Below are 25,060 nucleotides of genomic sequence, written 5' to 3'. Positions count from 1 at the left end.
GCAGCGCCTTTGCTGAGGAGTGAGTTTAGGGGTGTGGCGCGCCGAGCGCGCGGCGAACGAAAGCGAGCACGTCGGGAATCACTTCAGGCGCAGGCGAGCTGTGTCCGAGGGGATAAACAAGTGCTTCGCCGATGGCGCCGACGATGGCAGCGCCGGTGAGGCGGGGATTCTGCGGGGGAAGCTGGCCGACGGCGATGCCGGCACGCACAACTGTCGCGAACAAGTCGGTATAGGACGAGCGGAAGCTCAGGCGCTCCGCTTCGACGAGGGGATCCACTGGCTCTGCCAGCAGCGCATAGGCCATGCGGGGGGCGCGCAGCGCGCGTGTGCAGAATGTTTCCGCGGCAGCGAGGATCGCGGATTCGAAATCGCGGGACGCGGTATGTTGGGCAGCTCCATGGGACGCCGCAGCGACCTCCTTCGCGCACGTCATCCGGAAGACCTCGGCGAAGAGTTCGCCTTTACTGGGGAAGAAGCGGTAGAGCGTCCCGGTCGCCACGCCCGCACGTTCGGCGACCGCTGTCATGGTGCACCCGGCGTATCCGGCGTCGTGAATCAAACTTGTTGCAGCCGCGATGATGTCTTGCCGGGTTTGGGCCAGGCGCGCCTTCACTGCATCAGTTTGCCGGTATGCCATATAAGGAGTGAACACCAGTTCACACCTTGCGTCAAGGGATGAACTTCAATTCATTGCTACCTGGTAAGCGTCCCTGCCATCGCGACGAAAACGAGCATGAGGACCAGGCAGAACCAGAACGCCCCGAACCAGCGGCGCCAGTCGGCGCCTGCCGACCATGTCCGCAAGGTGCCAATGACGGCGCCAAAGGCGCCCAGAAGCATGATGGCAGGTGGTCCGATCGACACGATGCGACGTGATGTGTCGCCGCACGGATCGGCGATCTCGCACCCGTCGGGGACCGTCGTCGCGCCGTAGATGAGAACACCTAGCGCGGCGGCGACCACAAGGCCGACGTAGACGGCGATTCTGCGGAACTGCACTGCTGCCCCCAACCGTTGACATGTGACCTACCTCTGTGACCTTAACGCCGCGGCGAAAAAGCGCACTACGCTGTAGAACATGACTGTGCAGCGAGGCGGCGCCGACCAGGGGCAAAAAGCAGGTTTCTCCACCACTGCGATCCATGCGGGATTCGACCCGGACCCGCAAACCGGCGTGGTGAATGTGCCGATTTACGCGAGTTCTACCTTCGCGCAGGACGGCGTTGGCGGAATGCGCGGCGGGTACGAGTACGCGCGGACCGGGAATCCGACACGGAAGGCGCTAGAAGACAACCTCGCCGCGATCGAGGCGGGAACTTACGGCCGTGCCTTCTCGTCAGGAATGGCTGCAACAGACGCGCTGCTGCGTGCGACGCTGCGTCCAGGCGACCACCTCGTCATCCCGAACGATGCGTACGGGGGCACGTTCCGCCTGATCGACAAGGTTTTCACGTTGTGGGGCATCAGCTACACGCCGGCGCCGATCACCGACCTTGATGCGATCCGCGCAGCAATTCGCCCGGAAACGAAACTGGTGTGGATCGAGACACCCACCAACCCGCTGCTGAACGTCGGCGATATCACCGCGATCGCGGAGATAGCGCACGAAGCACAAGCGAAATTCGTCGTGGACAACACTTTCGCGTCGCCATACCTCCAGCAGCCGCTGCCTCTCGGCGCCGACGTTGTGCTCCACTCGACAACGAAGTACCTCGGCGGACATTCCGATGTCGTGGGCGGCGCACTGATTACCGATGACGAGGAACTCGACGCTGCGGTGGCTTTCCTGCAGAACGGAGCGGGCGGCGTTCCCGGGCCATTCGATGTCTTTTTGACGATGCGCGGCATCAAGACGCTGGCCGTGAGGATGGACCGGCACAGCGACAATGCGGAGAAGGTCGTGGACTACCTCTCCGGGCATGCCGCGATCTCAAGCACCCTCTATCCGGGCCTGCCGGAGCATCCCGGTCACGATGTCGCCGCGAAGCAGATGCGCAGGTACGGCGGGATGGTCTCGATCAGACTCAAGGGCGGGCGCGCCGCTGCGCTCGACATGTGCGCGCGAACCAAAGTCTTCACGCTCGCTGAATCGCTCGGCGGCGTCGAATCGCTCATTGAGCACCCTGGCGCCATGACACACGCATCAACTGCCGGTTCGCTCCTTGAGGTTCCCGACGACCTGGTGCGCTTGTCTGTGGGGATCGAAGACGCTGAGGACTTGATCGCCGATCTGGAACAGGCACTGGGCTAGCGACGACTTAGTGAATTGGACGGACCGGTCGGCTAGGGTCGCGGAGTATGAGTGGCGACGTTCTCTTCATAGTTGGCAGTGTCCGGCCGGTTCGAGTTGGTGATCAGCTTGGTGAACACATCGTCAAGCTGTTCGAGGACGCGGGTGATGCGCGGATCACCATGGTTGATCTGCGCGAACTCGCGCTTCCATTCCTGGATGAGCCCAAGATGCCGGCTCTTGGCAAATACGAGCATGAGCACACCAAACGATGGTCCGAACAGGTTGCCGGTTCGTCGGCAGTGGTGATTCTGACACCCGAGTACAACTGGGGTTACCCGGCGTCAGTCAAGAATGCGGTCGACTACCTGTACAAGGAGTGGAAGGACAAGCCCGCGCTGCTCATCAGCTATGGCGGCGGGGGAGGGAAACGCTGCTACGAGCAGTTACTCCAGGTGCTCGGCCGGGTCGGGATGCAGCTTGCCGAAACACGCGTCAACATCGCGTTGCGTGACGCGTATGGCGACGACGACCGGCTCAAGGACGCGGCGGCGATTGTCGATCGGGAGTCAGATGTGCTCATCAAAGCGTGGCAAGAATTGCAGGCGCTTATCGCCAACAAGGATGAGCTGTGAAACGCGGGCAGCCCCGGCGTTTGGTGCCGGGGCTGCCCGCTTAACTATCTCGGCTGTCAGCCTTGGTAAGGCTCCGCGCTGAGCAACGTGACGGTCATTGTGCCGCCGTTGGGAAGCTTGTACTCGCGGGTGTCGCCCACCTTCGCGTCGAGCAGTGCCGAACCGAGCGGCGAACTCGGAGAATACGTTTCGAGCTGCTCACTCGAGGTGCTTTCCTCGCGTGTCGCGAGAAGGAACGTCTCGGTATCCGATTCGTCACCGTCGTAGTAGACCTTGACGACGGAACCCGGAAGTGCGACGCCTGACTCCTTCGGCGCCTCGCCGACCTTCGCGTTGTTCAGAAGCTCCTGCAGTTGGCGGATGCGCGCCTCCTGTTGTCCCTGCTCTTCACGAGCGGCGTGATAACCGCCGTTCTCTCGCAGGTCTCCTTCTTCGCGGCGCGCGTTGATCTCCGCGGCGATCTTAGGTCGATTGGCGATGAGCGTCTGGAGTTCGCGATCGAGCCTGTCGTATGACTCCTGGGTCAGCCAGGTCACCTTAGTGTCGGTCATGGTCGGTCACTCCTTATATACTGCGGCTGGCGCTTCGAGCGCACAGCCTAAGCCGGGCGGGTCAGCCATTTTGCTGCCCGCCATGCCTGGTAGGCGTTTTGCCCACATATGCGCATACACGGCCCCATGTGGAGCCGTGTATGAGCCAGGATACACGTCGCCGCGGTAGCGAGCGCGGTAATACGAAGCGAAGTGCGCGTTAACGAAGGCTCGCGAATCTCATCGCTGTTCTACCGCGTCAGATAAGCGGGAACGTCCGCGCTGCATCCATAGACGTCGCCCATACCCGGCGGCTGGGAAGTGGTGATGTGCGTGGTTACTTCTACAGCATCGCTGTCCGACGGCGGGACGTATATTTCCCGCCGGCCGGTTTCCGAACCGTCTCGTGAGCGAGCTCGCACCACACACACGACCTCTTGCCCTGGCTCGTCCCGGGTCACCTTGAAACGAATCTTCAGAGTTGACTCGTCGAGGATCTCGAATCCAAGACGCTCGGCCGTGATCGGCGTGCTGACGAGTGGCCGATAGCCCAGGTAGACGACGACGCCGAGGACGGTGACGAAAACGGTGGCGAGTGCGACTACTGCCCAGCGGGGCATGCGGCGTCCGGACCGGTCGGACGGGTAGCGGCCAAGGGGCGCTGGTCGCGAAGTACTCATGACATCCGTTCAAGGGAGGTGTCGACGGCCACGGCGTGACGCTCCCGCGGCCGCCGCTTACTCTGTTAGTCACGATAGCTGCGTTGTGCCGGCGGAGACGAAACGGCCACTGCCTGCGAGCCAGAAAAGTGAGGATCACCGCACTCTGGCCTGGGGACGGACTTAGCGTTGTCGTTCCGCTGCCGTAACGTGGTAGAACGGCAGGGCGAGTTTGTACCAGAATGGTGCGTGCCCGAGTGGTGCAACGGGGAGAGTTAAGGAGAGAACGTGGGCGGACTTCGGCTCATGGCGGTTCATGCTCACCCCGACGACGAATCGAGCAAGGGCGCAGCCACGATGGCGCGCTACGCCAAAGAGGGCCACGATGTGATGGTCGTCAGCCTCACGGGTGGTGAGCGGGGTGACATTCTCAATCCAGCCATGGACACCCCCGGCGTGCATCAGCGCATCTCGGAAGTCCGCAAGGAAGAAATGGCCCGCGCCGCCGAGATTCTCGGTGTGCAGCACAGGTGGCTCGGATTCGTGGACTCCGGTCTGCCGGAAGGCGACCCGCTTCCACCGCTCCCGGAAGGCTGTTTTGCGCTCGTTCCCGTCGACGTCGCGAGCGAAGCGCTGGTTAAGGTGATTCGTGAGTTCCGGCCCCACGTCATGATCACGTATGACGAGAACGGTGGCTACCCGCATCCCGACCACATCATGTGCCATAAGGTTTCCATGGCTGCGTTCGAGGCTGCGGGCGATCCGGAACAGTTCCCCGACGCAGGTAAGCCGTGGGAGCCACTCAAGATCTATTACGTCCACGGTTTCCTCCGTGATCGTATCCAGATTTTTCAGGATGATTTCGAGTCGCGCGGCGAACCTAGCCCGTTCCGAGAGTGGCTGAAGAGCTGGAAGCCTCGGCAGGGTGACATCATGGGCCGCGTGACGACGCAAATCACATGCGGCGAGTACTTTCCAGTCCGTGATGAGGCGCTGCGCGCGCATGCTACCCAGGTCGATCCGAACGGGCCCTTCTTCCTGGTGCCATTGGAGATGCAGCAGCGCCTCTGGCCGACGGAAGAGTTTGAACTAGCGGCCACGCGGGTAAAGACAGCAATTCCGGAAACTGATCTATTTACCGGTATTTCATCCGGCGATGAGACGACCTCTAAGGAGAACGAGCGATCGTGACCACGCAGTTTTCCGGTCTCCTCACTCTGAGCGCGATGCCAGCACTGATCATCGCGCAAGATGCGGTTGTGCCGACCGGACCGGAGTTCGGGAAAGCGTCACCGATCGGGCTTGTCGTTATTCTCGTGCTGATGGCATCGATGGTGTTTCTGTTGCGGTCCATGAATAAACATCTTCGAAGGCTCCCAGAAACCTTCGAGCCGGAAAATCCCGAGCCCGATCAGGAAGCCGATGAAGGCACCGACCGTGGCGGAATTCAGTCCGGGCAGGGTTCGTGACGGCGCCCCGGCGCGACGATTCCGAACTCCACCAGAACAGGCTGGGGCAGTCAGCTAGCCCCTACCTGCGGCAGCACGCGGACAACCCGGTTCATTGGCAAGAATGGGGCGAAGAAGCACTCAATTGGGCGCGCGAACGAGACGTCCCGATCCTGCTTTCCATTGGCTACGCCGCATGCCACTGGTGCCACGTCATGGCTCACGAGTCATTCGAGGACGATGCGACAGCACAGGTCATGAACCGCGAGTTCGTGTGCATCAAGGTTGACCGTGAAGAGCGGCCCGACCTGGACTCGGTGTACATGAACGCAACAATGGCGATGACGGGGCACGGCGGCTGGCCGATGACGTGTTTCCTTACCCCCGACGGCCGGCCTTTCTATTGCGGCACGTATTACCCGCGGCAGCCACGCGGCGGGATGCCTTCCTTCACCCAGGTGCTGCACGCGATCGCGGAGACGTGGCACACGAGACGCGCCGAGGTGGATCAGGCTGCCGGTTCGGTGCAGGATGCACTGCAGCGCAACGCCGATCCACTCCCCACGGCGGAGGTCGAAATCACCGCAGGCATTCTGGACAAAGTTGCCGATGCCATCGTCAGTGATGAAGACACCGAGCACGGAGGTTTCGGCGGCGCTCCCAAGTTTCCGCCATCGGCGACGCTCGAGGGGCTTTTGCGTCACTACGAGCGAACGGGCCGTCACCTTCCGACGATTGAGCGCGCCGCGGAGGCGATGGCGCGCGGAGGTATCTACGACCAGCTCGCAGGTGGTTTCGCCCGCTACTCTGTCGACGCCGGGTGGGTCGTTCCGCACTTCGAGAAGATGCTGTACGATAACGCGCTGCTATTGCGGTTCTACGCGCATTATGCGCGGCGAACGGGGTCGGAACTCGCCAAGCGTGTTGCGGTGGAAACTGCGGCGTTCCTTCTGCGGGATCTAAGGACAGCGGAAGGCGGGTTCGCGTCAGCCTTCGACGCGGACACCGACGGCGTTGAAGGTCTCACGTATGTGTGGACTTCGCAGGAATTGATCGATGCCCTCGGGCTCGAAGAGGGTTTGTGGGCTGCAGGGGTGTTCGGGGTGGGCACCACCGGAACGTTCGAGGGATCGCAGTCTGTGCTCCAGCTGCTCCAGGATCCTGACGACATGGTGCGATTTGACCGCGTCAGGACTGCGCTACTCGAAGCGCGACGGACGCGTTCCCAGCCTGATCGTGACGACAAAGTCGTGACGGCATGGAACGGTTTCGCGATCACCGCGCTGGCGGAGGGCGGTGCGGCACTCGGTTTCCCCGAGTGGATCATCGCCGCGAAGCGGGCGGCTGAGCTTCTGCTCGACCTGCACCTCGTTGATGGGCGGCTCCGCAGGGCGTCTCTGGGCGGTGCCGTTGGTCAAGCGGTGGGTGCGCTCGATGACTATGCGGGTCTCGCGGCAGGTTTGCTTGCACTGTTTCAGGCGACGGGCGAGGCGCGCTGGCTGCAGGCCGCGACGGGGCTTGTCGACACCGCTGTTACGCACTTCGCCGACCCGCAGGCGCCAGGAAGCTGGTTTGACACCGCGGATGATGCCGAAGTGCTGATTGCGCGGCCACGTGATCCCCTTGACGGCGCCACCCCGTCAGGCGCATCGCTGCTCGCTGACGCGCTGGTGACGCTGGCAGCTCTCAGTGAACCGGACCGGGCGGCCACATACGCGGAACTTTCTGCTTCGTCGCTGCAGCGCGCGGCTATCGCACTGGCTCGTGCACCGCGCTCGGCGGGGAACTGGTTTGCTCTCGCCGAGGCTTCTCTGCACGGCCCCATCCAGGTTGCTATCTCACTGCCTTCGGGTTCCGGCAGCGACCTGCTTGACGCGGCACGCCACCATGCGCCCGGCGGTGCGGTAATCGTCGCGGGGGAGGCGGACTCATCGCCGCTGCTCGCCGACCGGCCCCCAGTCGACAACAAACCCGCGGCGTACGTATGCCGCGGGTTCGTGTGCGATCGGCCAGTCGTTGACGTTCCGGCGCTGGTTGCAGCGCTTTCGTCTACTGCTGACGGCGCTTCTGGACAGCGTTAGCGAGACGCTCGAGCACGCCTTCTGTGGTCTCGAAGTCCATGCATGCGTCGGTGACGGACTGGCCGTATACCAGCGGTCCAGGACCCGGCTCCTGGCGGCCGCCGACGATGAAGCTTTCCAGCATGACGCCGGATATTTCATCCGTGCCCCCCGCGATCATGTCAGCGATTTCCCCGGCAACGCCTGCCTGCCGGACATGATCTTTACCTGAGTTCGCGTGGCTGGCGTCCACCATCAACCGTGTGGGCAATTGTGCCTTGCTGAGCAGCCCCGTCGCCGTTTCCAGGTTTGTCGCCTGGTAGTTGGGGCCGCCCCTGCCACCACGAAGAATGATGTGCGTGTCAGGGTTACCGGTCGTCGAGACGAGAGCTGCCCGCCCATCGAAATCCGATCCGAAGAAAACCTGCGCTGCGTTGGCTGCCCGGCAGCCGTCGATAGCCACCTGGATGTCACCGTCGGTCGCGTTTTTGAAGCCAATCGGCATGGACAGCCCTGACGCGAGCTGCCGGTGAACCTGGCTTTCGGTGGTCCGGGCACCGATCGCACCCCAGCTCACAGCATCGGCGATGAACTGCGGGCTCGTCGGTTCCAGGAACTCGCAACCAACCGGAAGGCCCGCATCGAGAACGCCAAGCAGGACCTCACGGGCGAGGCGCAGACCGCGCGGCACGTCATAGGTTTCATCCATGTCGGGGTCGTTGATGAGACCCTTCCAGCCAACCGTGGTGCGCGGCTTCTCAAAGTACACCCGCATCACGACGCACAGTTCTTGCTCGAACTGTGCAGCGAGAGGCGCGAGCTTTGACGCATAGTCCAGCGCTGCGGCGGGGTCGTGCACCGAGCAGGGGCCTGTGACGACGAGCAGGCGATCGTCAGCGCCGGAAACGATGGTACGAATGTCCATTCGGCTGCTCTCGACGAGTTCCGCGCGCGTGTCACCAAGTGGAAGTTCATCTAGGAGCTGACGGGGCGACGGAAGCGCTGCCATCGAGCGGACGTGCAGATTGCTCGTCGGATGGAGAGTGGGCGTGGCGGATGAGGCATGCTTGCTTGCGTGCTCATCGATATGGGTGGTCACGAGTGGCCTTTCTGGTGATCACGGCGGCCACGCGCGGAAGTTCATCCCGGTGCCCGCCGACTAGCGGACTTGAGCGAGCGGTTCTTGACCGCTTGCTTCTGGGCCCCGGATTGATTGGTGATGGTCAGCGCAGACGACCACCAGCTCCACCCGGAGCCGGTGTAAAGCGCCAATACCATCTGGTTGAACTCACGCTAGTGAGGATAACGCAGGGTTACGTATTCGTCACGCGGGAACTGTTCTCTCCCGGTATTGCGGTTCTCACACGACTGGCCGTCACGTACGTAGATCACGGCGCTCGAACACACCCAGGGCGACAGCGACAAGTAGGCATCCCAGTCCGCCGATAGTGAGGGGCCACGCGAGCGAAGGGTATTCAGGCACGTGCTCGAACACGGAAAGATTCGCCACCCACCCGGGAAGGGAGAAGGCAGGCCCGAGCAACGCGATTGTCGCCGTCACCGCGTACACAGCCCACGCAACTGATGCGCTCTCAGGCCTGATCGCGGCCAGTGCCAAAGCTGCGGCTGCGAGCGCGACGATAGCGGGGAAGTGAGCGAGCGCGCTTCCCACCACTCCGCCAACGATCGTCCAGTCGCCTGTTCCCACCGCGTAACCGACGCCGAGCATCAGCGAACCGAATGCCAGCAACAGCAGCGCGGCGCTGAGCGCGCTGAGTAAATAACCCGCAAAGATAGTGGTTCGCCGCACGGGCGCGGTGGCGAGCACAGCGATGCGTCCGGAGTCTTCGTCGGCACGCACGCGCATCGTCAGAGATAGGGCACATCCTGCGCTCAGAATCGCGAGGACGAGGATCGAGAAGACTAGGAACGCATCGGTCAGGGAGGTCCCCCCGAATGCCGCGATCACTTCAGCTGTCCCGTCCGAGCTTGCCGCGAAATCCTCGGCGGTTGTCGCCATTGAACCGAATGCGACCATCATGATTGCGATGCCTGCGGACCAAGCAAGAATCGTGGCCCGCGCCAGCCGCAACTGCAGACCCAAAGGTGAGGACGCCAAGGCTGAGGCGCTTACCCGTCCGGGCCTTGGGGCGATCACGCCGGCGCCAAGGTCGCGACGCTGGTTGAGCATCCACGCGCCACCCGCTATCCCGATCGCTGCCGCGAGAAGGAGCAGCAAGGGCCAAAGGTTGTTCGCGCCGAACGGTTCTGAGGCCTGCGCCCATCCCAGCGGCGAGAGCCACGAAAGGGTGTTACCTCCGGCGTCTCCGGCGGCCCGGAACGCGAATGAGGTGCCCAGCACCGCGAACGCCAAACCGTAAGCAGCACGGCTTTGCGCGGTGACTTGAGCGGCGCTGACGGCGACGGCGCCGAAGAACACGCCCACGCAGAAGAGGGCAGCAGCATAGATCAGGGCACCCGTAATAGCCGTACCGGTCGCGATGAGAGCCGCGCCAGAGGCGACCGCGATGACCGCGAGGAGCGAACCGAGTACGAGCGCGGCCGCGAGCAGAGTGGCACCGCGTGATACCCGGCCGGAGCGGAGCAACTCCAGCGTTCCGGTTTCCTCCTGGCCGCGAGTGACGCGGACACCGATGAGTATGCTGCACACGGCGACCGCAAGCATCAGGAGCCATCCGGCTTCGAATACGACGATGCCTCCGAGTGTCGTGAGGGCCGCGGGCGGTCCGTTGAACGCAATCTGTGCTGTCACGAGTTGCGCCATCGCCGCGTACGACTCGCGATCGGCAACTGTCGGATAGAGCGCTTTGACGGATAAGGCTCCGAAGGCAAGGAGCGCAGGAATAGCAACTGTCCACACCGCCAGCCGGATGCGGTTGGTGCGGATCAGGAGCGAGGTGACTGAAGCCGTACCGGTCATCGCAGTGAGCCTTCAGGGTCGGCGACAGCGTCGCTGGAGTAGTAGGCAAGGAACAGGTCTTCAAGCGTGGGCGGTGCGCACGTCAGCTCGCGCACGTCTGCCGCGCCAAGTTCGGCGACCACCGAGGACAGTGCCGCAGGTTCCGCGTCGCACTGAACGGCGAAGCCGGCGCCGTCGCGGTCTACGCGCAGCCCTGTTACTCCGCTGAATCTGTCGAGCGCACCGGGGTGCCGCTGCGTGTGCGCCGAGATGTGTGTGCGTGTCAGATGCCGCAGTTCGCGCAGCGAACCTGTCTGGACGGTGCGGCCGTCACGAATGATGGTCGTCGCGTCACAGAGCTGCTCGACCTCACTCAGGATATGGCTGGACAGCAGCACTGTCGCCCCACGACGCGCTGCCTCGCGCACGCAGTCCGCGAAAACCGCATACATCAGCGGATCGAGGCCGGTGGTGGGTTCGTCGAGAATAAGCAGTTCCGCGGCGGCGGCAAACGCGCCGATCAATGCGACCTTCTGGCGGTTGCCTTTGGAATAGCTCGACACCTTCTTCGTCGGGTCGAGGGCGAAGCGTTCGATGAGATCGGCGCGCAGCTGAGCGTCGAAGCCGCCACGGATGCGGGCGATGATGTCGAGCGTCTCGCCACCGGTCAGGCCAGGCCACAGTGCGACATCGCCGGGTACGTAAGCGGTTCGGCGGTGGATCTCCATCGCGTCCTTGACAGGGTCACCGCCAAGTACGGTGACCTCGCCGCTGTCACGCCGTATAAGGCCGAGGAGCACCCGGATCGTGGTGGACTTTCCGGCACCGTTGGGGCCGAGGAACCCGTGCACTGTTCCCGCTGGCACATCGAGGTCGAGGCCGCGCAGCGCCTGTGCGTGGCCGAAAGATTTGTGGAGCGCGCTCACATTCAGTGCGCTGGGAGATTCGCCGTTCATTGCACTCCTGATAGTAGCTGCCAAATGACAGTGACTGTCTAAATAAACGTACGGCACGCGTTGAGAAACTGCAAGTGACTGTCAGAATTCGCTAGTATGACGTCATGTCGCAGGCAGATGGTCGCGGAGCGGGGCTCAGGGAGCGCAAGAAGCTCGCGGCGATGCACACGATTCAGCAGGTGGCGCTGGACCTCTTTGATCGCGATGGCTACGGCAACGTCACCATTGATCGGATCGCCGACGAAGCTGGCGTGTCACCGAGCTCTGTCTACCGCTACTTCGGGACGAAGGAACGGCTCGTGCTGTGGGATGAGTACGACCCGCAGCTTTTCGGCCTGATGACCGAAGGCGGCGGCGGAATTGGTGCCGTTCTCGCGCGGCTGCGGGAGGGCATCGGTGCAATCATGCGGGCCTGGCCCGACGACGAGTCCGACAATGTCGCCCGCCGTATGCGGTACATGCTGGGAGAGGCGGATATTCACGCGGTGATGCTGCGCGAGCAGCATCAATTCGAGGTTGCGCTGCGCCAGCTCATCGCCCCGCACCTCAATGAAGAACCGGGCTCACTTCATGCCCGGGTGGCTGCGGCGACGCTACTGTCGTGCCTCACTGCGGCTCTCTATCACTGGGCTGAGTCCGGATACAGCGATCGCCTCGCCGATGTGCTCGACGAGGCGATGGAACTGGCTACCCGCGCGATCGTGGCGCAGGTCAGCTGAAAGCGACCAGCCAGACCGCGATGTAGTGGCAGATGGCTGCGATGACAGTTGCGGCATGGAAGAACTCGTGGTGCCCAAATGTCGTGGGCCACGGGTTCGGCCATTTCGTGGCGTAAAGAATAGCTCCGGCGCTGTAGAGCACACCACCCACGGCGAGCAGGATCAGCGGCGCCATTCCCGCGTTCGCTACAAGATCTGGGATGACGAACGCGACGACCCAGCCGAGAAGAATGTAGAGGGGCACGCCGAGCCAGGATGGGGAGGTGGGCCACAGCATTTTCAGTGCCACACCCGCGAAGGCGCCCGCCCATACGATAGCGAGCACGGTCCTGCCCGTTTCAGGGCTGAGTGCGAGCATGCCGAACGGTGTATAGCTGCCGGCAATGAAGAGGAAGATCATCGAATGGTCGGCCCGCTTCATCCACATGCGCGCGCGAGCAGACTTCCAGTGGACCCGATGGTAGAGGGCGCTTACGCCAAATACCCCGCACACGGTGGCGCTGTAGATCGCGGTGGCGATCAGTGCCCGCGGCGTGGTGAGCGCGCCGACCACGGCGACCAGGGTGGTGCCTGTGACGACAGAGATGGCAAATGCGTAAAGGTGAATCCAGCCGCGCATCCGGGGTTTTACCGGAAACAGTGCCTCTGTGATCGCGGTCAAAAGGACACCTCTCTTTCTCTCCTGCGGCAGTCGCCGACTGCTACCTACGGTAGCGTAGGTTACGCACCAGTAACCTGCAATGTGGCCCGGTACACATTGTGCTCTTCTGCTTGCCTTCGTGTGACTCGCAGCCAGGAGGTGCTAGTTAAGCGTAGGCTCCCATGGCGTGGAGATGGTGATGGTGATGGCTCCGTGAAAATCCCGCCCAACCCTGTGTACCGGCTGTACGAGCAACGGCTGCTGCACCGGCTCGAGGGCATGCAGCGCCCCAAACACATCGCAGTGCTGTGCGATGGGAACCGGCGCTGGGCCCGCGCTGCTGGCTTTACCGACGTCAGCCACGGGTACCGCATGGGGGCGCGCAAGATCGCCGAAATGCTTCAGTGGTGCGATGAGGCGGGTGTGGAGCACGCAACGATCTACTTGCTGTCGACTGAGAACCTCGGCCGAGACCCAGACGAACTAGCCGCCCTGCTCGAGATAATCACTGACGTTGTGGAGGAAATCTCCGGTCCCGACAAAAACTGGAGCGTCCAGATAGTTGGCGCAATGGAGCTTCTCCCGGAATCCGCGGCGACACGGCTCACCGAGGCCGCCGAACGCACCCAAGGGAGATCCGGCACCCACGTGAACGTCGCGGTCGGCTATGGGGGCCGCCAGGAAATCTCCGACGCCGTGCGTGCGCTGATACGGCGCCGACTCGCCGAGGGCCGCACCGGCGACGAACTCATCGAATCGATCAGCGTCGAAGGTATCGCTGAGCACCTCTACACATCCGGGCAACCAGACCCCGACCTCGTCATACGAACATCAGGGGAGCAGCGCCTTTCCGGCTTCTTGCTCTGGCAGAGTGCCTACTCGGAAATCTGGTTCACCGAGGCATACTGGCCTGAGTTCCGCCGCGTCGACTTCCTCCGGGCGCTGCGCGACTACGGCGCTCGCCACCGACGTTTCGGGGTCTAACTGGATTAGAGCTTCCGCAGCCGGATCCGGTTAACGCGGTGGCTGCTGTCCTTGCGCAGCACCAGCGTCGCGCGCGGACGGGTCGGAAGGATGTTCTCTACGAGGTTGGGCCTGTTGATCGTGTCCCAGATTTCTTTTGCCTGAATTCGAGCCTGGTCATCGTTGAGGCTCGCGTAGTGGTGGAAGTGTGACCGCGGATCAGCGAACGCGGTCTTACGAAGCGTCAGGAACCGCTGGACGTACCAGTGTTCGATGTCCTCGATCCGAGCGTCCACGTAGACCGAGAAGTCGAAGAGATCCGACACCATCAACGTCGGTCCCGTCTGTAACACGTTGAGACCCTCGATGATCAGAATGTCAGGCTGACGCACCACGTGCCGCGCGCCCGCGACGATGTCATACAAGTGGTGGGAATACACCGGTGCGGATACCTCCGGATTTCCCGACTTCACCTCAGTAACGAAGCGCAACAGCGCACGCCGGTCATAGCTTTCGGGAAATCCCTTGCGGTGCATGATGCCAAGACGGTTGAGTTCGCGGGACGGATACAGAAATCCATCTGTGGTGACGAGATCCACCCGCGGATGGCGTTCCCACCGTGCGAGCAACGCCTGCAGTACACGAGCGGTGGTTGACTTGCCTACCGCCACGCTGCCCGCGACACCGATGACGAACGGGACCTGCTGATCGGGGTGTGCCTCGCCGAGAAATGTCGCGGTCGCGGCGAATAGTCGCTGCCGGGCAGCCACCTGAAGGTGAATGAGCCGCGAAAGCGGCAAGTACACCTCCTCGACTTCGGCAAGGTCGATTTGCTCGCCGAGGCCACGCAGGCCACGCAGTTCATTCTCCGTCAGCACCATAGGCTGCGACTTGCGCAGCGCGCGCCACTGATCGCGCTCAAGCGCGACATACGGACTGGGCTCGCTCATCGCGCCGCAGAAGAAGCGGAGGCCGCGCAACCGTCGAAGCCGGAACCACTGATCGGACTTATGATCAAACCCCCTGTGCCGCTGACGAACGTTCCGCAAAGGATCCTAACCTCAGGGCACTGGTCCTGTTGCGACTAAGGTCGGTTGGCATGGATTCTCCTACACCAGCCATGCTTCCGGTGGTGCGTGACTATCTGCTGCTGGGTTTGAGATTCGATCGCCTCGAAGAGGGGTTCGTCGACGCCTACACTGGCGACCCAGCCTTGCGCCGAGTCGTTGCGAGCGAACCGCCACCGCAACCGGCCGAGCTTGCAGCCCAGGCCCGTCGGCTGCGTGGCGAACTCGAAGGGAGCGGCCTGGGCCCAGAGCGAACCGCCTTCCTGGATGTGCACTTGCGGGCGCTGGAATGCTCGGCCCGCAAATTCGCGGGTGACGACGTCGGCTTTCTCGACGAGGTCGCGGACTACTTTGACGTCCGCATCGGACTCGGAGATGAGGACACCTACCGTGCGGCGCACCGCGCTCTCCACGAAGTGCTTCCGGGATCTGGAGATCTCGCCGAGCGGATGCGTGCGCACCGCGCAACCGAAGAGATCCCGCCCGAGCGGCTCAATGAGTGCGTCGACGCATTCGCTAGCGCGCTGCGCGATCGTGTCCGCACTCGGTTCGGCCTGCCCGCACAGGAGCGGATCGAATTCGAGATCGTGACCGACAAACCGTGGTCCGGGTTCAATTACTACCTCGGCGACTTCAGGTCGCGCGTAGCGATCAACGCCGACCTCAAGCAGCACATGTCAGGACTGCCGCACCTGATCGCGCACGAAGCGTACCCAGGCCACCACACAGAGCACTGTCACAAGGAAGTCGGCATCGTTGCTCAAGGCGAGCACGAGCAGACGATCTTCCTGGTGAACACGCCACAGTGCCTGATGGCGGAGGGGCTCGCCGATCTCGCACTGAAGGCCGCAGTCGGCCCCGTCTGGGGACTGTGGGCCCAGGAGATCTTCGCGGACCTCGGGCTGCGATTCGACGGTGAACTCGCTGAACGCATTTCGGCTGCGGCAGCAGGCCTGCTGGGAGTACGTCAGGATGCCGCAATCATGCTGCACGACCAGCACCGCAGCCACGACGACGTCGCCCGCTTCCTGCAGCGATGGTCGCTCATCACGCCACAGCGAGCACGGCAGACGCTGCGTTTTCTGACGTCCCCACTTTGGCGGGCATACATCAGCACCTACGTCGAGGGGTATCGGTTGCTTAGCACGTGGCTCGGTCAGGGTCCGGACGGCGTGACCCAGGAGCAACGATTCCGTCGCCTGCTCGATGAACCCCTCATTCCCTCCCAGCTACGCTGATGGCCCCTGGTGAGGGCCGTCGTTGGCGCAGCCGCTCCGGCCATTTCCACCTGCAGGTTTCACCCAAGTACACTGGTGCAGTCTTTCAGGGCTTGACGGGGTGAGGGACAGACTAAAACCGACTATCGGGAGATTGGCTGATGACTGCTGCATCCGTTGCCGCTTCGAGTTTCACCGCACCGCTTGCGGAGCTCGACCCTGATGTTGCGGCGGCAATGGCAGGCGAGCTTGCCCGGCAGCGCGAAACCCTCGAGATGATCGCCTCTGAGAACTTCGTGCCTCGCGCTGTTCTGCAAGCTCAGGGATCAGTGCTGACCAACAAGTACGCCGAGGGTTACCCGGGCCGCCGCTATTACGGCGGCTGTGAGCACGTCGACGTCGTCGAGAACTTGGCCCGCGACCGCGCCAAGTCGCTGTTCGGCGCGGATTTCGCGAATGTGCAGCCACACGCAGGTGCGCAGGCCAATGCGGCGGTGCTGCACGCGATGATGAAGCCCGGAGAGCGTCTGCTCGGACTTGACCTCGCGCACGGTGGCCATTTGACCCACGGCATGCGACTTAATTTCTCCGGGAAGCTCTACGAAGTCGGCTTCTACGGAGTTGACCCGCAGACCTTCCGCATCGACATGGATGCTGTACGCGCTAAGGCACTCGAGTTTCGACCGAAGGTCATCGTCGCGGGCTGGTCGGCATACCCCCGTCAGCAGGACTTCGCGGCGTTCCGCGCCATTGCGGACGAAGTGGGTGCCCATCTTTGGGTGGATATGGCGCATTTCGCCGGTCTAGTTGCGGCGGGGCTGCACCCCTCACCCGTGCCGCACGCAGATGTTGTCTCAACGACAGTGCACAAAACGCTCGGCGGCCCTCGCTCCGGCCTGATCATCGGCAAGCAGGAATGGGCAAAGCCGATCAACTCTGCCGTCTTCCCCGGTCAGCAGGGTGGCCCGCTCATGCACGCCATCGCGGCCAAGGCCGTTGCTCTCAAGATTGCTGGGACTGATGAGTTCCGCGACCGCCAGCAGCGCACGCTGTCCGGTGCGAAGATCATCGCTGACCGGCTTACCAGCACCGATGTCGCAGGCAAAGGTGTCACGGTTCTCACCGGCGGTACCGACGTACACCTGGTGCTCGTCGATCTGCGTGACTCCGAACTTGATGGCAAGCAGGCTGAAGACTTGCTCCATGAGGCTGGAATCACCGTCAACCGCAACGCTGTGCCGTTCGACCCGCGTCCGCCGATGGTGACCTCCGGGCTGCGCATCGGTACCGCCGCTCTCGCGACGCGCGGATTCGGTGACAGTGAGTTTGAGAAGGTCGCTGACATCATCGCCGCCGCGCTCACCGGTGCGCGCGAGATCTCCACGCTGCGCGACGAAGTCTCGGCGCTCGCACGCGACTTCCCGTTGTACGAGGGACTTGAGGATTGGCGGCTGCTGGGCTGAGCCGCTCGTCCTGGGCAATCTGGTCTCCACACACACGGCAGCAACGGTTCACGCGAAGTTCACACGCGCCTACCGCAAGATGCACAATGTGGCCTGTAGCGTCGCAAATGCAGGCAGGTTCCTTGCTTGCCCGGGAGGTTCTATCGTGACTGTGGTTTTCAGCGCGAGGGGGCCGGCACCCGGCCCTCGCGGGATGTAACAACACCCGCGAAGGACGGACCGGCCGCTCGAGAGACGCTCGCTGGGGTGCCTGGTGGGCCGAGGAGCACACGTGACCGTGAGCGATTCCGCGCGTTCTGCCCGCACATATGTCCTGGACACATCAGTCCTGCTGTCCGATCCTCGCGCGCTCCTTCGTTTCGATGAGCACAAGGTGGTATTGCCCCTCGTGGTCATCGGCGAACTCGAAGCGAAACGCCACCACCCCGAACTGGGATGGTTCGCACGCGAGTCCCTTCGATTCCTGGAGGATCTGCGAACCCAGTACGGGCGCCTCGACAGCCCCGTGCCCGTCGGCGACAGCGGCGGCACCGTCAGAGTGGAACTCAACCACACTGATCCGGCTGTTCTTCCCGCAGGTTTCCGGACAGACTCGAACGACTCGCGAATCCTCGCGTGCGCGCTCAATCTGGCTTCAGATGGCGAGGACGTGGTCCTCGTCAGCAAAGACATTCCGCTGCGGGTGAAAGCCGGGGCGGTCGGGCTGAGTGCCGACGAGTACCACGCGCACGATGTCGTGATTTCCGGCTGGACCGGCATGACAGAGTTCGACGTCGAGCGCAGCCTTATCGACGACCTCTTCACCGACGGGGTGGCCGACGTCGAAGCGGCACGCGAACTGCCCTGCCACACGGGTGTCCGGTTGCTCTCGCCCACGTCGAGTGCCCTCGGTCGCGTCACCGCTGATAAGCAAGTGCAACTTGTTCGCGGTGACCGGGAAGCGTTCGGGCTGCACGGGCGTTCCGCGGAGCAGCGCGTCGCGCTTGACCTGCTGCTCGACGAAACCATCGGAATCGTATCGCTCGGTGGCCGCGCGGGCACCGGCAAGTCGGCTCTCGCGTTGTGTGCTGGGCTCGAGTCGGTACTTGAACGCGGTAACCATCGCAAAGTGGTCGTCTTCCGGCCGCTGTACGCGGTGGGCGGGCAGGAACTCGGCTATCTGCCAGGGTCTGAGAACGAGAAAATGGGCCCATGGGCGCAGGCTGTGTTCGACACGCTTGAGGGCCTGGCAAGCCAGAACGTCGTGGACGAAGTCCTGTCGCGCGGCATGCTCGAGGTGCTTCCTCTCACGCACATTCGCGGTCGGAGCTTCCACGACTCCTTCGTGATCGTCGACGAGGCACAGTCACTGGAACGGAACGTGCTGCTGACTGTGCTTTCCCGCCTCGGCACGGGTTCACGCGTTGTCCTCACCCACGACGTCGCGCAGCGCGACAACCTGCGTGTAGGCCGCTTCGACGGCGTAGCTGCGGTCATCGAGAAGCTCAAAGGCCACCCACTTTTTGCTCACATCACGCTGACACGCAGTGAAAGATCACCGGTTGCCGCGCTGGTAACTGAGATGCTGGAGCAGTAGGGGGTTAAGCGGCCGTGCCCCAGGATGGCTAATTCTCCTGGGGCACGGCACTCACGTCAGTCGCCGCCGTTAGTTTCAGGATCCTGGACTTCCGGATCGACGTCAGGCACGTCTTCCGGAGGCTCGCCGAATGACAGGGTGTCTAGCTGCTCAAGGCTTCCCGATTCCGAGAACGTCGTGAGCAGCGAATCAAGCAGGCTGGTCGAAAGCTCACCGAAGATCTGGCCGAAGAGCTCGCTGCCCCCGGGGATCATTTCGAGCAGATCACCTCCGCCACCGATAGCACCAATTAGGTCGTCGAGAAAGTTCACCCGTTACTCCGTTCCGTAGTCACGTGAGCTGCAGTCCTGGGTTCTGCAAGCCTAGCCATTCGTAACACGAAGCAGAGAGTGAGTTCCCTTTCTCAACCAACCTGCAACGGAGGTGATATCTTCTTCTGCCCCAAGAAGGTTGGAGGCTACTTCACCTTCGCCATCGCGAGCACATCGAGGCGCTTGTCGAGTTCTTCCTCGGAAAGCTTCTCTGGAACATAGCCGCGATCAAGCACGGTCTGGCGGATCGTCTTCTTCTCCTTGAGCGCTTCCTTCGCCACGGCCGCAGCCTCTTCATAGCCGATCGCGCTGTTGAGAGGCGTCACGATCGATGGTGACGATTCCGCGAGTTCCCGCAGACGGTCGGCGTTCGCAACAAGACCGATGATGCACTTGTCTGCGAACAAGCGGGAAACGTTGGCAAGCAACGTGAACGATTCGAGGACGTTGCGCGCCATCATCGGAATGTAGACGTTGAGTTCGAAGGCACCGTTACCGCCACCCCAGGTGACCGCAGCGTCGTTACCGATAACTTGCGCAGCGACCTGCGTGACAGCCTCTGGCAGAACAGGATTCACCTTACCGGGCATGATTGATGAGCCAGGCTGAAGATCTGGCAATTGGAGTTCACCGAGACCCGTGAGTGGTCCCGAGCCCATCCACCGAATGTCGTTGGCAATTTTGGTCAGTGAAACCGCGATCGTCTTCAAAGCACCGGACGCTTCGACGAGACCGTCGCGCGCCGCCTGAGCCTCGAAGTGGTCGAGTGACTCTCGAAGGTCCTCAAGTCCCGTGGTCTTCTTGAGCTCCTCGACTACCTTGCCACCGAACCCCTCCGGCGCGTTCAGGCCGCTGCCCACCGCGGTACCACCAATGGGGAGTTCGCCGAGACGAGGAAGCGTCGCCTTGACCCGCTCGATGCCTGCCTCGATCTGACGCGCGTACCCGCCAAATTCCTGTCCGAGAGTCACGGGCACGGCATCCATCAAATGTGTGCGGCCCGACTTGACGACGTTCTTCCACTCCGCAGCCTTGTCGGCGAGTGCCGTGTGCAGGTATTCGAGTGCGGGGATCAACGTGGTGACGGCCGACTCTGTGGCCGCGAGATGGGTCGCGGTGGGGAACGTGTCGTTCGACGATTGCGACATGTTGACGTGGTCGTTCGGGTGGACAGTCACGCCGTTCTTCGCGGCGATGGACGCGATGACCTCGTTGCTGTTCATGTTCGAACTCGTCCCGGAGCCTGTCTGGAAGACATCGATCGGGAACTGGTCGTCATGCTTGCCTTCGGCGATCTCGTAGGCCGCCGCAACAATGGCATCCGCCTGCTCGGCGGGGAGCAGACCGAGGTCCTTGTTGACCTGGGCGCACGCCGCTTTCAGCAGGCCCATCGCGCGGATCTGCGTCCGCTCGAGTGGACGCCCGCTGATCGGGAAGTTCTCGACGGCGCGCTGCGTTTGCGCGCGCCAGAGAGCATCGACGGGTACCCGCACTTCACCCATGGTGTCGTGTTCGATGCGGTACTGCTGTTCAGCCACGGTTCCTCCGAGAGTTCTTGTCGCTCGTCTCAATGTGCTTCCGCCGAAACCCTAATAGCTTGCACGAGCGCGAAGGTGCGCGACCGGATGCCAGCAACTGCGACAGCGGAATTTAGGTTGGTCAGGGGAGCGGCGGGAACGCTGTTCCGTCGCCCTGAAAATCGATGCTCGAGAACTCACGCAGCTTTGTGAGCCGGTGATACGCCTCGATCATGCGGACAGTTCCGGACTTTGACCGCATGACGATTGACTGTGTCGTCGCCCCGCCAGCACGGAAACGGACACCGCGGAGCAAGTCGCCGTCGGTGATACCCGTCGCGACGAAGAACACGTTGTCGCCTGCGACCAATTCATCGGTGGTGAGAATGCGGTCGAGGTCATAGCCGCGGTCGACCGCCCTTTGCCGTTCCTCATCATCTTTCGGTGCGAGTTGCCCCTGAAGGACGCCACCCATGCACCGCATGGCAGCTGCGGCGATGATTCCCTCAGGCGTGCCACCGACGCCCATCAGCAGGTCGGTGCCGGAATCGGGGCGGGCGGTCGCGATGGCGCCCGCTACGTCGCCGTCAGAGATCAGCCGACACCGTGCGCCCGCATCGCGGATTTCCTGGATGAGCTGAGTGTGGCGCGGGCGGTCGAGCACACACACAACGACATCGCCGACACTTGACTTATGCGCTTTGGCGACACGCTGGATGTTCGCCTTAACGGGTGCGGTGATGTCAACAGCATCGGCGGCGTCAGGGCCTGCGGCGATCTTGTTCATATAGAAAACGGCCGAGGGGTCGAACATCGAGCCCCGCTCCGAGACCGCGAGGACAGAAATCGCATTCGGCAGGCCTTTGGCCATCAGAGTTGTTCCGTCAATGGGGTCTACGGCGACGTCCGCCTCCGGTCCTAGACCGTTGCCGACGACCTCGCCGTTGTACAGCATCGGCGCTTCGTCCTTTTCGCCTTCGCCGATTACGACGGTGCCGCGCATCGACACGGTGCTGACAAGTTGACGCATCGCATCAACTGCGGCGCCGTCACCATCTTCTTTCGCGCCACGACCGACCCAGCGGCCGGCTGCCATCGCTCCAGCTTCAGTGACGCGCACTAGTTCGAGAGCCAGGTTCCGGTCCGGCTTGTCTCGTTTGGAATCTGCCTGGGTCCCGGGATCGCCGGAAATCGTCGTCATGGACGAGATGCCTCCTCGTGGTGTGGTGCCGATTGATGTGAACGGCTCCGATGGCGTCACGAACTGCTCAGGTAATTGTGGCAGAGAGCGGGCCACAGATGTCGACCCGGTCACTCGAATTCCCCATATCGGTGTTCGCGATAGGCCGCAGATCGGGCGTACGCCAATTTTTTGTCATACTGGTGCGCGTGCCAGCCGACAAACCCAGGATCCTCCAAGACAACCGGGACATGCTCTTCACGATGCTCCCGCTGGTCGTGATCATCCTGCTCCTTGCCGCGGTAGCCGGTCAGTGCTCGTTCAACCCGGGCGGCCCTGAACCTGGCCCGCCACCACAGTTCAACGCCGAACTCGCACTCGAATACGACGCCACGGTCGTCGACTTCCCGATCCGGGTACCGGACGTGAGCGACGAGTGGACGGCGAACTCCGGGATGCGCGGCGAGTCAGAGGACGGCGGACCGGGCATTGTCACGTGGGTTGGATATGTAACGGACGACAGCCTGTATCTCCGGTACAGCCAGGCCGATATGAGCGAGGAGGAGCTCGTCGGCTATCACACCGGCGACCCGGCCGCGCCCGAGGGCTCAGACGCTGTCGGCGGGACTGACTGGCGGATTTACCGTGCTGCGAATGGTGAGCCAATTTGGGTGACTGATCTCGGCGATGTGCGCATCGGTATGACAGGCAGCGCCACACGCGCCCAATTCACTGACATGGCCAGCAAAATCCTGGAAGCCGAGCCCCTCAGCTAGTCCACGGAATCGCTCGGATCACGGTTCTCGTCACCGCTGTGCCGTGCGATCGCTGTCTCGATGCGCTGCCGTGCGCCCGCGAGGTGTTCTTCGCAACGGTCGGCGAGGGCTTCGCCGCGTTCCCACAGCGCGATCGATGTGTCGAGATCGAGCCCGCCTCGTTCGAGGTTGCGAACCACCTCTACGAGTTCATCGCGCGCCTGCTCATAACCCAGTGCAGATACGTCGGCGCGGCCATCGACTCCAGGAGGGCCTGCGCTCTCCGTCCCAGTCATTCGTCGTCCCCTTCTTTCGGCTGCTCACGTTCGCCCGCGGTGGCCCAGAAAACACCGTCGTTCACGCGGATGCGCAGTTCCGTCCCCGCAGGTGCGTTGTCCACCGTCGACACGACGTGGAGCTCGCCGTCACGGCTGATCGACTGTACAACCGCGTAGCCGCGGGCCAGGGTTGCGGTCGGCCCGAGCGCGGATAAACGTGCCCGCACATGCGACACCTCAGACTGGGCCGCGACAAGCAGTCGGTCGACGTCGCGCCGCGCGATCGACCGCAGCCGCTCAACCTCCGCTGCGCGGTCTGTGATCGCCCGGCCAGGGTCCGCGAGCACCGGACGCGTTCGAAGCTGACCTAACAGACGCTCTTCCCGAGTCACCCACGTTCGCAGTGCCGTCGTCGAGCGGCCGCGAAGCTCACGGAGAAGCGCCAGCTCAGCTACTACATCGGGGACCACCCGCTTTGCGGCGTCAGTTGGTGTTGCCGCCCGAATATCAGCGACGTAGTCGCACAATGGGTTGTCGGGTTCATGACCAATCGCGCTCACAATTGGCGTGACCGCGGCAACGATTTCGCGGCACAGCGCCTCATCGGAAAACGGCAGCAGGTCTTCCACACTGCCACCGCCGCGGGCGATGACAATGACATCGACCTCGGGGTCTGCGTCGAGTGCACGCAAAGCGATAATCACCTGCGCCGCAGCACCCGGACCCTGAACGGCGGTGTTGCGCACTTTGAATTGGACATCCGGCCAGCGGCGCTGGGTGACAGACATGACATCGCGCTCCGCAGCGCTCGCGCGACCAGTGACGAGGCCGATACACCGCGGCAAATAGGGCAGCGTGCGCTTGAGACGGTCATCGAACAGGCCCTCGGCCCGCAAAAGCGCCTTCAGACGTTCGATCCGGGCGAGCAGTTCCCCCAAACCAACCGGACGGATTTCCGTCACTCGCAGGGAGAACGATCCGCGGCCGGGAAAGAAGGCCGGCTTTCCGAGGACGACCACCCGTGTCCCCTCGGTCAGCTCCACCGGCGAATCCGTCAGCAGATTCGGCGAACACGTCACGGGCAATGAGATGTCCGCCGAGGGATCACGTAGGACGAGAAACGCAGTTCTCGTCCCGGGACGACGTGAGATTTGTGTGATCTGCCCCTCTACCCACACTGCTCCAAGCCGGTCGATCCATTGGGTGATCTTCGAGGAGACGACGCGAACCGGCCACGGAGTTTCCGGAGAGCTGCCGGCGGGCGCAGGCCCCACAGGCTTCTGTGCAGACCCTCTGGTGACCTCAGCAGAGCCCACGGGTCACTTCGACACCGTCGTGATCCGGTTGCTCAGCATCGTCTGGAAAGGGGCACGGCCGAACTGGCTTTCTTCATAGCGCAGCAGCGCAGTCAGATCATCGATCGACAATTGCCGTAGGCGCGCACGAAGCTGAGCAAGGGTGAGTGTTCCGTAGTCGATGCGTTCCGCTACCGCCGGGACACCGGAGGTTGCGTCGTCAGCCGCGCTTTCGGACGATTCGGCGTCTGTGATGGATTCGGTCTCGACGTCGGAACCATTTGAGGCTGTCACCGGGGCCGAATACAGAGCGAATCGCCCCTGCACAGTTGAACGGCTGCTCCCAGCAGCTACTGCCTTGCGCTCGTCAGAGCGCTCGGTTGTCGCGACGGGTTCCTCGTCGTATACGACCCACTCAGGCTGGTCTTCCGGCGGGTAAAGCCATGCCAGCGCCTCATCCCCCTTGATGGCGAGCTCGGTCATCCTCTGCTGGACCCGCATGGAGGTCTGCAGTACCTGACTGACCGCCGTCATCGGCAGCGTCGCGGCAGTGGTAGGGAGTCGGCGTGTTTCCTCGACAAGCGTGACGGCGAGACCGGCCATCACCCGTGCGGCGAAAGGTGGGCGAAACATGTCTCCAG

General features: G+C 62.8%; 26 protein-coding genes. 11 read left to right on the top strand and 15 right to left on the bottom strand.

The features are described 5' to 3' along the window. Window positions 1-25: 25 nt before the first annotated feature. Together AS9A_RS16410 and AS9A_RS16405 are read right to left on the bottom strand one after the other, a co-directional pair. Window positions 26-652 carry a TetR/AcrR family transcriptional regulator gene (locus AS9A_RS16410; protein ID WP_013808217.1) on the bottom strand — a complete coding sequence of 209 codons (627 nt, stop codon included), beginning with the start codon at window positions 650-652 and terminating at the stop codon, window positions 26-28. A 41-nt stretch (window positions 653-693) separates the two neighbouring features. Further along, entirely contained in the window at window positions 694-999 is a 306-nt protein-coding gene (locus AS9A_RS16405; protein WP_013808216.1) for a hypothetical protein, read from the bottom strand. 79 nt (window positions 1,000-1,078) lie between these two features. Here AS9A_RS16405 and AS9A_RS16400 point away from each other — a divergent pair, with 79 nt between their 5' ends. Together AS9A_RS16400 and AS9A_RS16395 are read left to right on the top strand one after the other, a co-directional pair. After that, window positions 1,079-2,251 carry a cystathionine gamma-synthase gene (locus tag AS9A_RS16400; RefSeq protein WP_013808215.1) on the top strand — a complete coding sequence of 391 codons (1,173 nt, stop codon included), beginning with the start codon at window positions 1,079-1,081 and terminating at the stop codon, window positions 2,249-2,251. A gap of 47 nt (window positions 2,252-2,298) precedes the next feature. After that, window positions 2,299-2,865 (top strand): NADPH-dependent FMN reductase, encoded by a 567-nt coding sequence (locus tag AS9A_RS16395; RefSeq protein WP_041451160.1) that lies wholly within the window; start codon window positions 2,299-2,301, stop codon window positions 2,863-2,865. A gap of 56 nt (window positions 2,866-2,921) precedes the next feature. On the opposite strand, the gene greA is transcribed toward AS9A_RS16395, so the two are convergent. After that, on the bottom strand, window positions 2,922-3,416 hold the full coding sequence (gene greA / locus AS9A_RS16390) for a transcription elongation factor GreA (protein WP_013808212.1): 495 nt from the start codon (window positions 3,414-3,416) through the stop codon (window positions 2,922-2,924). A 230-nt stretch (window positions 3,417-3,646) separates the two neighbouring features. Then, window positions 3,647-4,075: a DUF4307 domain-containing protein gene (locus AS9A_RS16385; protein ID WP_041451159.1), complete on the bottom strand. Its 429-nt coding sequence runs from the start codon at window positions 4,073-4,075 to the stop codon at window positions 3,647-3,649. Between the two features lie 267 nt (window positions 4,076-4,342). Here AS9A_RS16385 and mca point away from each other — a divergent pair, with 267 nt between their 5' ends. Genes mca through AS9A_RS16370 form a run of 3 tightly spaced genes read left to right on the top strand, consistent with a single transcriptional unit; the run spans window position 4,343 to window position 7,583 of the window. Further along, a complete protein-coding gene (mca, locus tag AS9A_RS16380) occupies window positions 4,343-5,245 on the top strand; it encodes a mycothiol conjugate amidase Mca (RefSeq protein WP_013808209.1) in 903 nt (300 codons plus the stop codon). Between the two features lie 35 nt (window positions 5,246-5,280). Then, complete coding sequence (locus AS9A_RS16375; RefSeq protein WP_041452096.1) at window positions 5,281-5,523, top strand: hypothetical protein; 243 nt, start codon at window positions 5,281-5,283, stop codon at window positions 5,521-5,523. Continuing rightward, entirely contained in the window at window positions 5,520-7,583 is a 2,064-nt protein-coding gene (locus AS9A_RS16370) for a thioredoxin domain-containing protein (RefSeq protein ID WP_013808207.1), read from the top strand. The genes AS9A_RS16375 and AS9A_RS16370 overlap by 4 nt, the downstream gene beginning before the upstream one ends. Here the strand turns inward: AS9A_RS16370 and AS9A_RS16365 are convergent. The 3 genes from AS9A_RS16365 to AS9A_RS16355 form a co-directional block, all read right to left on the bottom strand. Continuing rightward, on the bottom strand, window positions 7,552-8,661 hold the full coding sequence (locus AS9A_RS16365) for a 3-deoxy-7-phosphoheptulonate synthase (RefSeq protein WP_013808206.1): 1,110 nt from the start codon (window positions 8,659-8,661) through the stop codon (window positions 7,552-7,554). The two genes, AS9A_RS16370 and AS9A_RS16365, sit on opposite strands and share 32 nt — an antisense overlap. Window positions 8,662-8,937: 276 nt before the next feature. Next, a complete protein-coding gene (locus AS9A_RS16360) occupies window positions 8,938-10,503 on the bottom strand; it encodes an ABC transporter permease (RefSeq protein ID WP_013808204.1) in 1,566 nt (521 codons plus the stop codon). Next, window positions 10,500-11,438 carry an ABC transporter ATP-binding protein gene (locus AS9A_RS16355; protein ID WP_013808203.1) on the bottom strand — a complete coding sequence of 313 codons (939 nt, stop codon included), beginning with the start codon at window positions 11,436-11,438 and terminating at the stop codon, window positions 10,500-10,502. The genes AS9A_RS16360 and AS9A_RS16355 overlap by 4 nt, the downstream gene beginning before the upstream one ends. A gap of 104 nt (window positions 11,439-11,542) precedes the next feature. Here AS9A_RS16355 and AS9A_RS22845 point away from each other — a divergent pair, with 104 nt between their 5' ends. After that, window positions 11,543-12,157, top strand: a complete 615-nt coding sequence (locus tag AS9A_RS22845) for a TetR/AcrR family transcriptional regulator (RefSeq protein ID WP_013808202.1) — start codon at window positions 11,543-11,545, stop codon at window positions 12,155-12,157. Here AS9A_RS22845 and trhA read toward each other — a convergent pair. Next, on the bottom strand, window positions 12,150-12,818 hold the full coding sequence (gene trhA, locus AS9A_RS16345; RefSeq protein ID WP_041451158.1) for a PAQR family membrane homeostasis protein TrhA: 669 nt from the start codon (window positions 12,816-12,818) through the stop codon (window positions 12,150-12,152). The genes AS9A_RS22845 and trhA overlap by 8 nt on opposite strands. 192 nt (window positions 12,819-13,010) lie before the next feature. Between trhA and AS9A_RS16340 the strand changes: the two genes are divergently transcribed. Further along, window positions 13,011-13,781: an isoprenyl transferase gene (locus AS9A_RS16340; RefSeq protein ID WP_013808200.1), complete on the top strand. Its 771-nt coding sequence runs from the start codon at window positions 13,011-13,013 to the stop codon at window positions 13,779-13,781. A 5-nt stretch (window positions 13,782-13,786) separates the two neighbouring features. Here the strand turns inward: AS9A_RS16340 and coaA are convergent, their stop codons facing one another. Further along, on the bottom strand, window positions 13,787-14,710 hold the full coding sequence (gene coaA, locus AS9A_RS16335; RefSeq protein WP_041451157.1) for a type I pantothenate kinase: 924 nt from the start codon (window positions 14,708-14,710) through the stop codon (window positions 13,787-13,789). A gap of 149 nt (window positions 14,711-14,859) precedes the next feature. Between coaA and AS9A_RS16330 the strand changes: the two genes are divergently transcribed. From AS9A_RS16330 to AS9A_RS16320, 3 genes are all read left to right on the top strand, one after another. Continuing rightward, on the top strand, window positions 14,860-16,065 hold the full coding sequence (locus AS9A_RS16330) for a DUF885 domain-containing protein (RefSeq protein ID WP_013808198.1): 1,206 nt from the start codon (window positions 14,860-14,862) through the stop codon (window positions 16,063-16,065). Window positions 16,066-16,205: 140 nt separating this feature from the next. Next, on the top strand, window positions 16,206-17,507 hold the full coding sequence (glyA, locus tag AS9A_RS16325; protein WP_013808197.1) for a serine hydroxymethyltransferase: 1,302 nt from the start codon (window positions 16,206-16,208) through the stop codon (window positions 17,505-17,507). 271 nt (window positions 17,508-17,778) lie between these two features. After that, a complete protein-coding gene (locus AS9A_RS16320; RefSeq protein WP_013808196.1) occupies window positions 17,779-19,083 on the top strand; it encodes a PhoH family protein in 1,305 nt (434 codons plus the stop codon). A gap of 56 nt (window positions 19,084-19,139) precedes the next feature. On the opposite strand, the gene AS9A_RS16315 is transcribed toward AS9A_RS16320, so the two are convergent. The 3 genes from AS9A_RS16315 to glpX form a co-directional block, all read right to left on the bottom strand. Beyond that, on the bottom strand, window positions 19,140-19,394 hold the full coding sequence (locus tag AS9A_RS16315) for a hypothetical protein (protein WP_013808195.1): 255 nt from the start codon (window positions 19,392-19,394) through the stop codon (window positions 19,140-19,142). A 146-nt stretch (window positions 19,395-19,540) separates the two neighbouring features. Beyond that, entirely contained in the window at window positions 19,541-20,932 is a 1,392-nt protein-coding gene (locus tag AS9A_RS16310; RefSeq protein WP_013808194.1) for a class II fumarate hydratase, read from the bottom strand. A 121-nt stretch (window positions 20,933-21,053) separates the two neighbouring features. Then, entirely contained in the window at window positions 21,054-22,112 is a 1,059-nt protein-coding gene (gene glpX / locus AS9A_RS16305) for a class II fructose-bisphosphatase (RefSeq protein ID WP_013808193.1), read from the bottom strand. Window positions 22,113-22,300: 188 nt separating this feature from the next. Between glpX and AS9A_RS16300 the strand changes: the two genes are divergently transcribed. Further along, on the top strand, window positions 22,301-22,867 hold the full coding sequence (locus AS9A_RS16300) for a DUF4245 domain-containing protein (protein WP_041452092.1): 567 nt from the start codon (window positions 22,301-22,303) through the stop codon (window positions 22,865-22,867). Here the strand turns inward: AS9A_RS16300 and AS9A_RS16295 are convergent. The 3 genes from AS9A_RS16295 to AS9A_RS16285 are packed head-to-tail and all read right to left on the bottom strand — an operon-like array spanning window position 22,864 to window position 25,052. Further along, window positions 22,864-23,142, bottom strand: coding sequence for an exodeoxyribonuclease VII small subunit (locus tag AS9A_RS16295; RefSeq protein ID WP_013808191.1), 279 nt, complete (start codon window positions 23,140-23,142; stop codon window positions 22,864-22,866). The two genes, AS9A_RS16300 and AS9A_RS16295, sit on opposite strands and share 4 nt — an antisense overlap. After that, the gene (gene xseA / locus AS9A_RS16290) at window positions 23,139-24,398 is read right to left on the bottom strand and encodes an exodeoxyribonuclease VII large subunit (protein WP_041452091.1); all 1,260 of its coding nucleotides are present in this window, start codon (window positions 24,396-24,398) and stop codon (window positions 23,139-23,141) included. The genes AS9A_RS16295 and xseA overlap by 4 nt, the downstream gene beginning before the upstream one ends. A 45-nt stretch (window positions 24,399-24,443) precedes the next feature. Then, on the bottom strand, window positions 24,444-25,052 hold the full coding sequence (locus AS9A_RS16285; protein ID WP_041452090.1) for a lipid droplet-associated protein: 609 nt from the start codon (window positions 25,050-25,052) through the stop codon (window positions 24,444-24,446). Window positions 25,053-25,060: the final 8 nt, after the last annotated feature.

Origin of the sequence: Hoyosella subflava DQS3-9A1, from assembly GCF_000214175.1 — a bacterium.
GTDB classification, from domain to species: domain Bacteria; phylum Actinomycetota; class Actinomycetes; order Mycobacteriales; family Mycobacteriaceae; genus Hoyosella; species Hoyosella subflava.
This window is presented reverse-complemented; position numbering and strand designations above follow the sequence as displayed.